The sequence below is a fragment of the Flintibacter sp. SJQ-8 genome, assembly GCF_054108085.1.
Map to the genome: position 1 here is coordinate 99,396 of NZ_JBPJWR010000008.1, position 13,357 is coordinate 112,752.

Here is a 13,357-nt window from a genome sequence, read left to right on the forward strand (position 1 = left end):
CATTTGTAATAAAATGATAGCATGGGAACACAGCAAATACCACTTACAGTGGTTGTAAGGATTCAAGATATAAGTGGCGGCTCAAGGGGGACGAGCATATATTTTGTAAGAGCATCAGGCGACAATGATAAAATATACCGGATCGCCTCCTTGGCAAACCAGTTCGTTTTAATTGTATCCCAATCAGCAAGTCGGATAATCTCTGCTGTGCCGTTCTCAAAATCAACTGAAATTTCGCCCCATTCGCCGTCGCAGTCTGCTTGATATTCGTAGATTGCGGCGGCGATTTTCTTTTTGCGCTTGGTTTTGGTTTTCTGTTTCAGCCGGACAGCATGGAGCGCACCTTCGGCAACCAGCAGTTCTGTCAGTTTGTCCACCGCTTTCCGGTAGGCTCGCTCTGCACCGCTGGCTGTGCTGCCCTCAAACATAATCGCCAATTCTTCAAAAGTGGGGCGGTTCTTCCATGAGCCAACTCGCCCGCAGGTCATACAGATTGCTAACCGTTTTTCGAGCAAGGTCTGTTCCCGGTAATTCAGCTTCTCAAATGCCCGCTGTACCTTTTCTGCTTGTATGCCGTTCCAGAGGATGTCGGTATAGTTCCAGCTATCGTCAAGGGCTATATCCTCGCCTGTTTCCTCGCCGTCCTCGTCCGTTATATAGAACGGCTGCTGGTTGCGGATTCCACGGACAACTTTCAGATATTCTTCCGCAAGAGCAAGGTCGCAGTTATACTTCTTGGAAAACTGGTTGACCGCATCTTTGGTGTTATGGTACAGCCACGCCATTGATCGCACCATTTTGTAATTGGTCAGAGAGGATACCGACCATTTTTCTTCGCCCATGCGGAAACGGAGCATAGAATCCCAGATGAACGGATAGATGTATGTAGCATACTCCGCACCCTTGGCAGGATCATAGTCCATCAGCTTTTGGAGCATTTGCTCCCGGCAGGAGATCTTTATATCGATAAATCGGTCTGTGTCGTACAGATTGCCGCCGTCCACACTGAGAAAGCCTTTGATGCGCTTGTTGAGCTGCGTTTCGTAGTGGTGCAGAAAGAACGAAAAATATAGCAAATTCTTTTCCCGCAAAGCAGACAGGATATATTCATTCAGACTGTCCACCGCTGGCGGTTCCGGTTCCAGTTGGAAGATGCGCTCTGCCACATAGGGGATGATGCCGTCACCGTGTGGATTAACTTGGTGCTTCGGTATGTATCCGGTCATGTTCCACGAAAAATCATTTAGCATAGCGCACCTCCCTTCTAAGTAATCAGCGGGAATAATTAACCATAATTCCAAGTTTGTCTTGCAGCATTTATATTATCCAGAAGAACAGATGCAGGATTTGCCTCGTAATAGTACGTGCTCATATCCAAAATGCCTTCTTCCATTTCACCCCACTCTGCTGTGCGAGAAACAAAGATTCGATAATAGAAACAACTTAGGCGGGGCTATCCGCAAAAGTCCAGTAAAATCAAGGATTTAAGCAGTCGTTAGAAGTGGTAGAGTGAGGAGAAATGTAGGTTGTTCATGTATTATTTATGCACTATTCCTACAATTTCACTCCTACACTCTATCCTATTTTTTCGATTTCCTCTCGGAGCCACTCAAACTCGCGAGCGGTATAAACTTTTTCGGTGATATCCGAGATTTTATGACCGACCAGATACTTGATCGCATACTCGTCAACACCGTATTTCTTCGCCATCGTAACAAAGTGTTTCCGGCCGTCGTGAGGGCGATGCTCCGGGTTCAAATTCAGCTCATCTCGTATTCTGCCAAACGCCTGTTGGTAGCGTGCGTAGGTGAGCTTTATATTTTTGCTCCGGTTCCCAGAATCGAGCCAGTTAAAGAGATACTCGCTGCCAACACTCTGGGCTTCTTTATATTTTCGTTCGACAATGGAGCGAATTCTCGAATGGATCGGGACAGAACGGTCTGTGCCGGCTTCGGTCTTCATGCCGCCTCGGAAAGTCCAGTTTTCCAAATCGACATCCTCCAAACGCAGTAAACCGAGTTCCTGCGGACGCCAACCGGAATAGCACTGCACCAGCAGAATGTCAACACCGACTTTATCATCAACATGAGCCCAAAGCTTTTCCATTTCCTCGTCCGTAAACGGGATATGTTCCCGCTTTACATTGTGGATTTCCTTGATGGTATCATCCGTGAGGTTGAATGTTCTGGCATAGTTGCGGTCTACCAATTCGTACTCCAGCGCATAGTCCAGCATCAGATTGAAAAGTGATTTGATCTTATTTTTGGTTGTGGCGCTCGGTGTCCTCTTTTCCCCTCGAACTGTTATGGTTCCTTCATCCATACAGCCTTTCACATGGCGGGCGCGAATGTCCTTAACTCTCATGTTAGCTACGGACGAGCAATACGCCCATGCCGATTTAACGCCACGTGCGCTTTCTTCGCTGATGGTGTCGAAATATTCGGCAGTCCATTTCTCGTAGAGTTCTTTAACGGTTATGGACGGCTCAAGGTCATAAGGGTTCTTGTTGTACTCGACCAGAGCGGCGTAGGCGTCGTTATAAGTCAGGAAATAAGACTCCGGCTTTAACGGCTTACAAATGGGTTTGCCGGTTTCGGTCTTCCCGACGGACACCATTGCGCGGAACGGCTTACGCAGGTTTCGGTTCTTGATTTCACTTATCTGACCGAAGCCATTAGGCAGACGGCGGCGCTTATTGTTTTTGGCACGAGGTTTTCTGGATTTGACAGACGGTTGAAGCGGGAAACCGCAATGAGGACAGGTCGTAGCTTTATCGCTGACCTGCAATTCGCATTCGGGGCATTTGATTAGCATAACTCATTCCTTTCTGTCTTGACATTGATTTCCCCTTGGTAATCATATATGATTGTGTAGGAATTGTCAACTCCTACACTTTATATTTTCAGAGGAATTTGTATATGGTCAGCAAGGCAGAATCAACCTGTCCACGATGCGGCGGGTGCTTAAAATACTATGACAGTGTGCAGAGAATTGTACGGACGAAAAACCGTAAAAGCGAATTTATCCGAATACGACGGCTGCACTGCCAGGTCTGTGGGGCGTTTCATCGAGAACTGCCCGACTTTATATTTCCATACAAGCAGTATGAGTCCGAGATCATACGCGGTGTTCTGGAGGGGCTGATCACCTGTGAGACTTTGGGTTTTGAGGACTATCCGTGCGAGATGACCATGCTGCGCTGGTTGATCGAGTTTTCCACCGAGGTTGTTTGTACTTAGCGGTAGTTGCTAATTTAGAATAGCCGTTGAAAGGAGGCCGTAGCAGATGGAAGAAACTGAATTCAGGCCCGGCTCTGTCCCGGTATGTGTAGCGGCCAGAGTATACGGCAAGGATGCCTCATGGGTTCGAGCCGGCATTATCTCCGGCTGGCTGCCGATTGGAAAAGCCACACGCAATGGAAAGCTGGTCACAAGTATCGAGGAGATGAACTCGAAATACGGACGGATCAACTTTTACATTTCCCCGAAACTCTTGTATCAGGAGACCGGATTTCTTTGGAAAGGAGAGAAAATCTGATGGGTACGAACATTCGCCCGGAGCTGTCAAACAAAAGCCCTTACTGGATCGAGCGGCACCGCTACTATGAGTTGAAGCATTTCTGCCTGCAATACCCAATTTGGAAAAGGGCATATGCGGCTCTTGGTAATCTGGGTGCAAACCCGCAAACGCTGATGCTGTTCTCCAAAACAAATCAGCGCAACAGTCCGACTGAGCGGTGTGCTGTCGCCAGATTGTACTACCTCGAACGCATGAAATTAGTGGAGCAGGCAGCTATCGGAGCCAGCGCGGAGCTGTCCAATTACATTCTCAAAGCGGTTACGGAGGGCTGGTCGTACGACGTGCTGAAAGTGCAGCTTGATATTCCCTGCTGCAAGGATGTCTATTATGACTGCTACCGACGGTTCTTCTGGCTGCTGAACAAGGAGCGTGATTGAATTGAAAATTGTAGACATCGCAGTTCGCAAGGTTTACCGCTTCAACTGTCCGAATTGCCAGAGCCGCTTGGAAGCCGAAGCGCAGGAACTGGTTGATATCGGCGGAAAGGTATGTAAGTTCTTCTGCCCCGTTTGTCGGAAGGACCGATACATCACATGGTCAGAGCTTCGTAAGAAGATTGTTTACGATGGTTCGCACTGATTACAGCTCCTATTGTGAAAGGAGTGTGTCTGTATAACTTATAAGCAAACATAAAAAAGAGATTGAGCCGCTGAAGTGACCCCCAAAAGTTAGACAATATTTTGAAGTAAAAATTGTTCAAGCAGCCGAAAGGGCTTGCTGTCTGTGAATTGCAGGCGGCAAGCCCTTTAGCTTTGCCTTGATGCGGCGGTTGTTGTAGTAATCCAGATATTCGATCAGTTCCAGTTTGAAGTGTTCCATGGAGCGGAACTCCTGCAAATACAGCAGTTCACTTTTGAGTAAGCCGAAGAAATTCTCTATCACGGCGTTGTCCAGACAGTTTCCTTTCCGGCTCATGCTCTGGCGAACACCTTTCTCCCGGAGCATCTGTTGGTATTGTTTGTGTTGGTACTGCCAGCCCTGGTCAGAATGGAGAATCAGGTTTGTTCCGGCCGGGATCTTTGCAAACGCCTCGTCCAGCATGGTGGTTACCATGCTGAGTACAGGACGATCCGATATGGTGTAACTGACCAGATCGCTGCTGCACAGATCGAGAATCGGGGACAGATAGAGCTTCTCTCCAAACAGGCTGAACTCCGTCACATCCGTGACCCATTTCTGATTCGGCTTTTCGACATGAAAATCCCGATTTAGCAAATTTGGTGCAATTTTGCCTACTTCTCCCTTGTAGGAACGATATTTTTTCATCCTGACACGACAAACTAAGCCCAGCTTCTTCATGAGCCGCTGGACAGTCTTGTGGTTCACAGAGAATTTACGCTTGCGAAGTTCTGCCGTGATCCGGCGATAGCCGTACCGGCCCCTGTTTTCGTGGTAAATTGCTGCGATTTCTTCCTTAACAGATGCATATTTGTCTTCTCTCTGCATCTGCTTCAAATGATAGTAGAAAGTTGCACGGGGCAGCTGAGCGATTGAGAGCAGAATACTGAGTGCGTGTTTTTGCCTTAGCTTCTGAACTACCAGCGTTTTCTGCGCTGGCGTCGCTCGTCTTCCAAAACCAAGGCTTGCAAGTTTTTTAGGTAATCGTTCTCCGCACGCAGTCGCTGCACTTCGGCCAGCAGATCTTCTTCCACCTGCTTCGGCAGCTGCTTTGGCGGACGACCCTTACTGCTGCGGCCACGCCGTTCGATGGCTAACCCTTCCGGCCCTTCTTCCAGGTAGATTCGCTCCCATGATTTGATTCGATCTCTACTGTTTACCTCAAATCTACGGCAGGTTTCGCTGTAACTCAATTTCTCTTTCTGCATGGTTTCAATCACCAGTTTTTTGAATTCCGGCGTATATCGTTTGTTTGGTACTCCTTTTGGCATAGCAAAACACCCCACTTGTTAGATAGTATACCATACTGTCTAACAAATGGGGTGCAGTTCACGCTTAACAACGGCTCTTTCTTTTTATATTTTCAGGACGCGGGTGACAGAAACCCATGTTAAATTGGTATCTGAAAAAATCCCTGGTAAGAAAATCCGAAAAAACATTTTATGGAGGCAGACATGGAACTTTTATTTTTCATTCTTGGTATGGCAGTCGGCGTCGCAGCTATTTACATCTGGCTCACAGCGAAATCAGACGGCACGCTGCGAATTGACAGTTCTGATCCGGATGGACCGTATATGTTCTTGGAGGTCGGGCGAAGCATCGAGGACATCCGAAAGAAGCCGTTCGTCATCTTACGTGTAAATCTGAAAAGTTATCTTACGCGCAAATAACAAGCCCTTTTATGGACCAATCAACCACTTTTGAAAAGGAGAGATCATTATGAGCGAAATCAGAGATCTGTTGAATGAGGAAATCAAGTCCCAGATTAAGGACCTGGCCTCTCTGGCTACGGGCAGTAAGGAAAAGTCATCTGCGGTAGATGATTTGGCGAACCTTTATCGGTTGAGTATCGAGGAAACCAAGCTGGAGCTGGATGCTGAGGAAAAGAGCGAGCGCCGCCGGATTGATGAGAACGAGTCGCAGGACCGTCTGATCAACTGGAAGCACGACGACGCATTCCGCAACGCACAGCTTGACGAGCAGGTCAAAGCCCGGTACTTCAATCTCGGTATTACGGCAGCCGAATTGATCTTGCCGCTGGCATTCTATGCGGTCTGGATGAAGAGAGGATTTAAGTTCGAGGAAACGGGGGCGTTCACCTCAACAACATTCCGAAATTTGTTCAACCAGTTCAAGCCGAAGAAGAAGTAAAGTCGGTTCAAAGCGGAGGGATCGTGTGTAAAACACGGTCTCTTCGTTTTAACCCTTCGTGAAATTTACAGCCCCTGTTATGGAGATATAGCGGCTTTATCTCTTGACTTAATACAGAGGGAGATTTTACAATGAGTGTAAGATCCTCTCGGATTAAATTTGGAGGTAAGTTTTATGAGCCACAAAATAATCTTTCCCGAGGGTATCGAATTGATCGAATACCTGAATAGGGGTTACGCAATTTGCAATGAATGCGGCGCGCTGATGGAGCGCAGAGAAGATCCGCGAGGCGGTTGTGATATTTACACCTGCCCGTCCTGTGGATGGGAAATTGATGAAATGGAATACGAGTACGAACGCGACGAGGATGTCGACGAAAGAGGTGACGACATTCCGCCTGCCGGATGCCGTGCGTGCGGTGGACCGTATCCGAATTGCAAATTGTCATGCAAGTTATTTGACGACTAATAAAGCGGAGGAGAAGTCCTGACGAGGGCTTCTCCTTTTGTTTTTGCGGAGTTATATATGAGATACCATCATCAAGCACCCAGCATATACCTCGGCTTATACGGACGGCGCTATATTTGCGACCATCCGGTGTATAATAGCTGCACTTTGTTTGAAATTGGCGAAAAAGGACTTGCCGTGATCCAGCAGCGGTATGATGCAGAAATAAAGAGTACCTGGTGGAGCGAGATAGACCCATGGCTGACGGATGAATTATATTTGCATCCCGGTTTCAAAGAATTCTTCGATTTGCGGGCAAATAAGCCGAAGGACGGTCTGTACCCCACCGTAACCATCCGGCAGATCATGTGGGCATTGAAGCTGAAGCCCTTGCCAAAAGCCAAATGGGAGACGGTTTTTGACAGAAAAGAGGTATAAATCGCACGAATTACAGCTCCTTTTGTGAAGAAATCGCATTACTCTACAAAAGGAGATACAAGAATATGAAAACATTGAAGAATAAACTGTATGCTATTGCATTGCTTGTCTGCGGCAGCCTTGGGGTTGCCCTGGAAAACGACGCTACGGCGCTGGTTTTATTTGGAATGATTGCCGTACCATTGTTCTTTGCCAAAGAGAATTGGATTTGCTGAAAGATCGGGCCGCGAACAACGGCTCTTTCTTTTTGCCCTCGCAGCAGTTACAAGTCCTATTATGAGACCTAAATACCTGCTGAAAAGGAGAAATTGATATGAGTATTATCGGTAAAATTATTGGCAAGATGGATGTTTCAAACCTTCGGTTTAAGAAACCGAGCAAGTCTGAACACAAGCCGTCGCTGCTGAAAGAAGTTATGGATAATCCTGAGAAATTCAAACTGGAGGCTACGATTGAGGGAGAAGAAATTGTTGTAAAGATCAGTAAGAAGGAGGAGTCCTGACAAGGACTCTTTCTTTTTCAGCTTCGCAAAAATTACAGGTCCTATTATGAGAGAACGGGCGTTAGTTCAATAGGTAGAACGCCACACTTCCGTGGAGGTTATCGGTTCGAGTCCGATACGAGTTCTCTTGCTTTTTTGAGTCAGCAATGGCTCTTATGTTTTTAAGACGGGAGGGATATTTGATGGATATAGAGCAGTTTTCATTGCTTCTGTGTGATGTTTACCAGATGGATTATACAGTCTGCCCATACGATTTGCGATGGCGCGGAGAATTTGAGAAAACAAGTCTTCAACAATGGGCAATCGACGAGATTCGTCGGTATGTTGCCGGATGGCTGAGACCGAGGACCGAGGGCAAGGTTCAGGACTATATCGAGGCGGTCGGCTGCTTCGCACGGAGAATGAAGCTCTATTCCGGTTTTCAGAACAATCCATCATCCAAACATTTTAAGGTAGCGTGGGAGCAGGCGATGAATGTTCTGGATCTGCTCAACGCTATGAAATAATTGAAAGGAGAACCCTGGCATGAAACCGAAATTTCTCAAAACCCTTGCACGCAAGGCATCCCGGCGATTAAAAAGAAGCACTCCGACCATTCTCACCTGTCTTAGCGCTTTCGGTCTTGTGGCAACGACCGTTTCGGCGGTCAAAGCAACCCCCAAAGCCATGAGGCTCATTGAAGATGCTAAGCAAACCGATCAGTATGACCTGTCAAAGCCGGAAATTCTCTGTCTGACATGGAAATGTTATATTCCGACTGTGCTGATCGGCACCTCCACTTTGGCCTGCATTTTCGGAGCTAACATGCTGAGCAGACGACAGCAGGCAGCGTTGTCAAACGCCTATGCGCTGGTCAGCCAGTCGTATAAGGAGTATACGGACAAGGTGAAAGAACTCTATGGCGAAGAAACGCACAAGACCATTATGGAAGCCATCGTTAAGGAGAAATGCAAAGATGTATCCCTCCGAACGACCGGCTTCCTTGATGATTCGACACTGGACTTTGACGCGGATGGAAGCGACCCCGAAGTTCATCACACCTTTTATGACCAGTTCTCAAACCGGTATTTCGAGTCTACGGTCAGCAAGGTGCTTCAGGCAGAGTACCATCTGAACCGTAATTTCGCTATCAGAGGCGGAGACGGAACAGTCAACGAATTCTATGAATTTCTCGGGTTGGCTCCGATCGACGGCGGAGATACGATCGGCTGGGCCGTATGCGATGAACTGATGTGGGTGGATTTCAACCATACGAAGGTCACGCTGGACGACGGCATGGAGGTCTATATTGTTGAACCAGTCTTTACGCCTCGCACTCTGGAGGAATGGGATTCCTTTCCGGTCTGATTCCTCGCAAATTTTACAGGCGCTATTATGAAAAGGAGGTAGCACTTTATGAAAAATATTACGAATATGGTTAAGATCCTTGGCTTTGTTGCCACCGCTATCGGTTTCGGAGCAGAATTGCTCCACGATTGGGTGGACGAGAAAGAAATGGATGCAAAAATCGAAGAGAAAGTCAATGAAGCGCTGGCTAAGAGAGAAGAAAACGAAGACGAGGAGGAGTCCTGACAAGGGCTCTTTCTCTTTGTTCTTCGAGGTGGTGGTATGAACGATATTGCGATCGACACCATTATGCGATTTCGGAACGAGCGCCTTATATCCCCCAACGAGGACATGCCCCGTGAATCGTACTTCAAGGCATCCTATTCCATCTGGGCCGTCTATGAATTGCTCGAACGGGTCATGGATCACCCTTTGACCTCGGCGGATGACATCATCAACGAATTTGCTTTGAAAATGGAGTTATTTGCCAGGGTGACCGATGACGAAGAAGCAAAATTGAAATTCCGGGTCGCAAGCGATGTTGCAGAAGAAATTATGCTGCTATTTGTATAGCGCAGAAATTTGAAAGGAGAAGTGAGAGTATGGAAATGATTTATAGCTGCGTCATGGGTTGTGAAGTGGAATATGAACCGCCAATCGACTATGATGCCTATGACGAAAACGAAGAATATTTCATTTGAAAGGAGAAAACTGATGAATAAACCCGATTTTGTGGCGATTGTCAAAAGCGTACGAACAGCAATGAAACGCCACAGTCCGGAAATCCTGACAGGTATCGGAATTGCCGGAATGATCACTACAACGGTGATGGCGGTTCGAGCCACGCCGAAGGCGCTCATTCTGATTGATGAGCGTGAAAAAGCCGCCGAGTTTGATGGTTCGGACGAACCTCTGCCGAATGCAGAGAGAGTGAAAGCGGCGTGGAGGTGTTACATTCCCGCTGCTGCGGTTGGCTGTGCTTCTGTCGCTTGCTTGATCGGGGCCAGTTCGGTCAACATCCGCAGAAATGCCGCACTTGCCACGGCATATACCTTGTCCGAGTCCGCTCTGAAGGAGTATCAGGAGAAGGTCGTCGAAGCGATCGGCGATAAAAAGGAGCGCAGCATCCGCGACTCTGTCGCCAAGGACCGTATTGCAAATAAACCTGTCGAAAACAGCGAGGTCGTTATCACTGATCGTGGAAATACGCTTTGCTACGATGTACTGTCCGGAAGATATTTCAAAACCGACATTGATAAGATCCGAAAAGCAGCTAATGAACTGAACCGGCAGATGCGGGACGAAATGTATATTTCGCTCAATGAATTCTACTACGCGATCGGGCTGGATGGCATCAAGGTCGGCGAAGACCTCGGATGGAACATCGACACCGGTTACATCGAGTTGGATTTCAGTTCTCAGTTGGCGAAAGACGATACCCCCTGCCTCGTGATCGACTATCAGGTAGCCCCTCGATACGATTTCATGAAGTAACGACTTCGCAAAAATTACAGGTTCTTTTATGGAAGAACCCACATATTTTCTGAATTATTTGAAAGGAGATTCACTATGGATACCAATGAAATCATGAACAACGAGGTCATCGAGACCACGGAGGAGATCGTGAAGACGAGTTCTGGAAAGGCACTGAAGGTTGCCGGCGGAATCGGTCTGGCAGTGATTGCAGGCGTTGTCGCCTACAAGTACATTGTCAAGCCGATGGTCGATAAGCGTAAGGTCGAAAAGGAAGAGACTGCGATCTATGAGGCCGATGCGGTCGTTGTTGAGGACAAGGATTCCGAGGGCACCGACAAGTAAAGAAAAAACTGGATCACCGAGGGAAAGCATCCGTAACAGGGTGTTTTCCCTTTTCTTTTTATGAAAGAGAGGCGGCGTATGCAGCAGTATTTATATGACGGACCGGTCATGGAATTTGATCGGTGTATCGTGCATCGTTGGGTGGCGTCGACATACGCCCCCTCCGAAAAGAAGGCGAGAAGCAATCTCACCTATCGTTATAAGAAACAGAGCAACCGTGTTGCGGGCACCAGAATTTCGCTTCCCGGAAAGCTCGTCGAAGTCCAGTTAGGAGGAAGCTAATGGAGGAATATAAGCCCAATTCCCACAAGTCCAAAGAGACGCAGGAGGCCATTGCCAAGAAAAAAGTCGAAAAAGTTGTGACCGGTGCGGTCAAGGTCAAGAAAAAGAACGGCTTTGAAAAGCTGGCGGGAACTTTTGTTCCGGACGATGTAGACAACGTGAAGTCTTATATCATGCAGGACATCATTGTCCCCGCGATCAAAGACGTCATTCTTGACGCCGTACGAGCCTTTCTCGGCGTAAACGGACGGAGCGGCGACAACCGTCGTCCGGCCGCCTCGCGAATTTCTTATAAGGACTACTACGGTCGAAAAGACGACCGGCCTACCGCAAATACCCCGCGCAATCGTTCCGGCTATGATTATGAGGATTATGTAATCACCAATCGCGGCGAAGCGGAAGATGTTCTGTCCAGAATGGACGAGATGATCTCCGTGTACGGAATGGTCAGCGTAGCTGATCTCTATGATCTGATTGGCGTTACCGGAAATTACACCGATAACAAGTACGGATGGACGGATATTCGCAGCGCGTCTGTTGTCCGGGTTCGTGACGGATACATTGTCAAGATGCCAAAGGCCATGCCCTTGGATTGATATTTTAGAAAAGGAGCTTTTACTGTAATGAATAAGAACGAAATCATGAGCCGCGCCAGCAAAATCGTCGGTAAGGCCAGCTTTCAGCTTAAGAAGCACAGCCCTGAGATCCTCGTAGTCGCCGGCGTTGCCGGAACGGTTGTGAGTGCGATCATCGCGTGTAAAGCGACACTCAAGGTGAACGAGATCGTCGAGGATGTCAAGCACGACATTGACGATGTACATGACGCCGTTGAAAAGGGTATTACCAAGGCCGGAGAGAACTACTCCGTAGAGGATTCCAAGAAAGATCTCGCCGTGATCTATGCCAAAACCGGTGTAAGCTTCGCGAAGCTTTACGCCCCCGCAGTTATTCTCGGCACGCTTTCCATCACCAGCATTCTCGCCTCTAACAATATTCTGCGGAAGCGCAGCGTGGCTCTGAGCGCAGCGTATGCAGCCGTCGATAAGGGCTTCAAGGACTATCGTGAGCGCGTTGTCGAGCGCTTCGGCGAGCAGGTCGATAAGGAATTGAAGTACAACATCAAGGCTAAGAAGTTTGACGAGGTAACGACCGACCCGGAAAACGGCAAGGAAAAGAAGGTCAAGACTATGGCCAATGTTGTCAATCCTGCCGATCTGAGCGATTATGCTCATTTCTTCAGCACCAGCCGTTATCTGGCGAGCGACCACGACTACAATATGATGTTCCTGCGTGCAGAGCAGAATTATGCCAATGACAAACTGACTTCCCGCGGGTATTTGTTCCTGAATGAAGTCTGTGAACGGTTGGGCCTGCCTATTACCAAAGCCGGTCAGGTTGTTGGCTGGGTGAAGAACAGTGAGAAGTCCGACGGCTTCGTTGATTTCAATATTCGTGAGATCGGCCGTGATGTCGATGGCCGCTATGAGTCGGACATCCTTCTGGACTTCAATGTCGATGGGCCGATTCTCGACTTGATTTGATGCGCAAAACGATCTGACCACCCTTGGGCTTTCAACGGTTCGAGGGTGGATTTATATTTTCCGAGGTGATGTTGAAATGCCTGAGCATGTAAAAATCGGCTTAATTGCCAACCTGTGTATGTTATTCGTTTTTGCCGGATGCATGGTTTATACCACCGCTTCCAAAGACGAATCCCCGCCCGAACCGGTTTATACCGAGTGTGAAGTCGTAGCGGAAGAACCGGACACTACTGATATTTCAGTGCAGACCATGGCTTTAGTCATTGATGAACCGACATATCCGATTTCGCAGGAGGAAATCGATCTTATTGCACTTGTCACTATGGCGGAAGCCAAGGGTGAATGCGAAGAGGGCAAACGGCTTGTGATAGATACCATTTTGAACCGTGTGGATCACGAGCGCTTCCCTGATACGGTCGCCGAAGTAATCTATCAGAAAAACCAGTTTTCTTCTATGTGGAACGGGCGTGTTGACCGATGCTATGTAATGGACAATATTGTGCAGCTTGTAAAAGAGGAGCTGCTTAATCGGACCAATTACGAGGTCATGTTCTTTACTGCCGGGCGGTATAGCAACTACGGCACTCCCATGTTTCAGGTAGAACACCACTATTTTTCAAGCTATGACTGAGAAAGGAGTCTTTATCATGCGTAA

Annotated in this window: 24 protein-coding genes and 1 tRNA gene; 21 read left to right on the plus strand and 4 right to left on the minus strand. The window is 47.9% G+C overall.

From position 1 onward, the window contains the following. Positions 1 to 62: 62 nt before the first annotated feature. Together ACSAMP_RS05255 and ACSAMP_RS05260 are read right to left on the minus strand one after the other, a co-directional pair. The gene (locus ACSAMP_RS05255; protein WP_033121506.1) at positions 63 to 1,250 is read right to left on the minus strand and encodes a sigma-70 family RNA polymerase sigma factor; all 1,188 of its coding nucleotides are present in this window, start codon (positions 1,248 to 1,250) and stop codon (positions 63 to 65) included. A 325-nt stretch (positions 1,251 to 1,575) separates the two neighbouring features. Beyond that, a complete protein-coding gene (locus tag ACSAMP_RS05260; protein WP_418690846.1) occupies positions 1,576 to 2,814 on the minus strand; it encodes a site-specific integrase in 1,239 nt (412 codons plus the stop codon). A 104-nt stretch (positions 2,815 to 2,918) separates the two neighbouring features. Between ACSAMP_RS05260 and ACSAMP_RS05265 the strand changes: the two genes are divergently transcribed. From ACSAMP_RS05265 to ACSAMP_RS05280, 4 genes are read left to right on the plus strand one after another with little or no spacing between them, the layout of a single operon-like run. Beyond that, positions 2,919 to 3,239 (plus strand): DUF6431 domain-containing protein, encoded by a 321-nt coding sequence (locus ACSAMP_RS05265; protein ID WP_147562101.1) that lies wholly within the window; start codon positions 2,919 to 2,921, stop codon positions 3,237 to 3,239. Positions 3,240 to 3,285: 46 nt separating this feature from the next. Further along, positions 3,286 to 3,537: a hypothetical protein gene (locus tag ACSAMP_RS05270; protein ID WP_147562103.1), complete on the plus strand. Its 252-nt coding sequence runs from the start codon at positions 3,286 to 3,288 to the stop codon at positions 3,535 to 3,537. Beyond that, positions 3,537 to 3,956, plus strand: a complete 420-nt coding sequence (locus tag ACSAMP_RS05275; RefSeq protein WP_147562105.1) for a hypothetical protein — start codon at positions 3,537 to 3,539, stop codon at positions 3,954 to 3,956. Before ACSAMP_RS05270 ends, ACSAMP_RS05275 begins: the two co-directional genes overlap by 1 nt. A 1-nt stretch (position 3,957) precedes the next feature. Next, the gene (locus ACSAMP_RS05280; RefSeq protein WP_457799757.1) at positions 3,958 to 4,158 is read left to right on the plus strand and encodes a DNA-directed RNA polymerase; all 201 of its coding nucleotides are present in this window, start codon (positions 3,958 to 3,960) and stop codon (positions 4,156 to 4,158) included. A gap of 117 nt (positions 4,159 to 4,275) precedes the next feature. On the opposite strand, the gene ACSAMP_RS05285 is transcribed toward ACSAMP_RS05280, so the two are convergent. Continuing rightward, a complete protein-coding gene (locus tag ACSAMP_RS05285) occupies positions 4,276 to 5,121 on the minus strand; it encodes an IS3 family transposase (RefSeq protein ID WP_457799222.1) in 846 nt (281 codons plus the stop codon). Next, positions 5,115 to 5,468: a transposase gene (locus tag ACSAMP_RS05290; RefSeq protein WP_457799214.1), complete on the minus strand. Its 354-nt coding sequence runs from the start codon at positions 5,466 to 5,468 to the stop codon at positions 5,115 to 5,117. Before ACSAMP_RS05290 ends, ACSAMP_RS05285 begins: the two co-directional genes overlap by 7 nt. Positions 5,469 to 5,651: 183 nt before the next feature. Between ACSAMP_RS05290 and ACSAMP_RS05295 the strand changes: the two genes are divergently transcribed. From ACSAMP_RS05295 to ACSAMP_RS05375, 17 genes are all read left to right on the plus strand, one after another. Next, positions 5,652 to 5,867 (plus strand): hypothetical protein, encoded by a 216-nt coding sequence (locus ACSAMP_RS05295; RefSeq protein ID WP_418690844.1) that lies wholly within the window; start codon positions 5,652 to 5,654, stop codon positions 5,865 to 5,867. A 49-nt stretch (positions 5,868 to 5,916) separates the two neighbouring features. Continuing rightward, on the plus strand, positions 5,917 to 6,348 hold the full coding sequence (locus tag ACSAMP_RS05300; RefSeq protein WP_418690843.1) for a hypothetical protein: 432 nt from the start codon (positions 5,917 to 5,919) through the stop codon (positions 6,346 to 6,348). Between the two features lie 174 nt (positions 6,349 to 6,522). Then, on the plus strand, positions 6,523 to 6,816 hold the full coding sequence (locus ACSAMP_RS05305) for a hypothetical protein (RefSeq protein ID WP_147562111.1): 294 nt from the start codon (positions 6,523 to 6,525) through the stop codon (positions 6,814 to 6,816). A gap of 57 nt (positions 6,817 to 6,873) precedes the next feature. Next, complete coding sequence (locus tag ACSAMP_RS05310) at positions 6,874 to 7,233, plus strand: hypothetical protein (RefSeq protein WP_147562114.1); 360 nt, start codon at positions 6,874 to 6,876, stop codon at positions 7,231 to 7,233. Between the two features lie 65 nt (positions 7,234 to 7,298). Beyond that, positions 7,299 to 7,448, plus strand: a complete 150-nt coding sequence (locus ACSAMP_RS05315; RefSeq protein ID WP_227109840.1) for a hypothetical protein — start codon at positions 7,299 to 7,301, stop codon at positions 7,446 to 7,448. A 98-nt stretch (positions 7,449 to 7,546) separates the two neighbouring features. Then, positions 7,547 to 7,735 (plus strand): hypothetical protein, encoded by a 189-nt coding sequence (locus ACSAMP_RS05320; RefSeq protein ID WP_147562115.1) that lies wholly within the window; start codon positions 7,547 to 7,549, stop codon positions 7,733 to 7,735. A 52-nt stretch (positions 7,736 to 7,787) separates the two neighbouring features. Then, positions 7,788 to 7,861: transfer RNA gene (locus ACSAMP_RS05325), tRNA-OTHER, on the plus strand. 56 nt (positions 7,862 to 7,917) lie between these two features. After that, on the plus strand, positions 7,918 to 8,241 hold the full coding sequence (locus ACSAMP_RS05330; protein WP_418690842.1) for a hypothetical protein: 324 nt from the start codon (positions 7,918 to 7,920) through the stop codon (positions 8,239 to 8,241). Between the two features lie 19 nt (positions 8,242 to 8,260). Beyond that, a complete protein-coding gene (locus ACSAMP_RS05335) occupies positions 8,261 to 9,082 on the plus strand; it encodes a DUF6353 family protein (RefSeq protein WP_457799758.1) in 822 nt (273 codons plus the stop codon). Positions 9,083 to 9,130: 48 nt separating this feature from the next. Then, complete coding sequence (locus ACSAMP_RS05340; protein WP_227109839.1) at positions 9,131 to 9,307, plus strand: hypothetical protein; 177 nt, start codon at positions 9,131 to 9,133, stop codon at positions 9,305 to 9,307. 36 nt (positions 9,308 to 9,343) lie between these two features. Next, on the plus strand, positions 9,344 to 9,634 hold the full coding sequence (locus ACSAMP_RS05345; protein WP_418690840.1) for a C2 domain-containing protein: 291 nt from the start codon (positions 9,344 to 9,346) through the stop codon (positions 9,632 to 9,634). Between the two features lie 141 nt (positions 9,635 to 9,775). Continuing rightward, complete coding sequence (locus ACSAMP_RS05350) at positions 9,776 to 10,555, plus strand: DUF6353 family protein (RefSeq protein WP_147562119.1); 780 nt, start codon at positions 9,776 to 9,778, stop codon at positions 10,553 to 10,555. A gap of 75 nt (positions 10,556 to 10,630) precedes the next feature. Then, entirely contained in the window at positions 10,631 to 10,879 is a 249-nt protein-coding gene (locus ACSAMP_RS05355) for a hypothetical protein (RefSeq protein WP_418690839.1), read from the plus strand. 78 nt (positions 10,880 to 10,957) lie between these two features. Then, positions 10,958 to 11,161 carry a hypothetical protein gene (locus ACSAMP_RS05360; RefSeq protein WP_457799759.1) on the plus strand — a complete coding sequence of 68 codons (204 nt, stop codon included), beginning with the start codon at positions 10,958 to 10,960 and terminating at the stop codon, positions 11,159 to 11,161. Then, a complete protein-coding gene (locus ACSAMP_RS05365) occupies positions 11,161 to 11,757 on the plus strand; it encodes a hypothetical protein (protein WP_457799760.1) in 597 nt (198 codons plus the stop codon). Before ACSAMP_RS05360 ends, ACSAMP_RS05365 begins: the two co-directional genes overlap by 1 nt. 27 nt (positions 11,758 to 11,784) lie before the next feature. After that, on the plus strand, positions 11,785 to 12,702 hold the full coding sequence (locus ACSAMP_RS05370) for a DUF6353 family protein (protein WP_457799761.1): 918 nt from the start codon (positions 11,785 to 11,787) through the stop codon (positions 12,700 to 12,702). Between the two features lie 76 nt (positions 12,703 to 12,778). Further along, positions 12,779 to 13,333, plus strand: coding sequence for a cell wall hydrolase (locus ACSAMP_RS05375; RefSeq protein ID WP_457799762.1), 555 nt, complete (start codon positions 12,779 to 12,781; stop codon positions 13,331 to 13,333). The last annotated feature ends 24 nt before the right edge of the window (positions 13,334 to 13,357 follow it).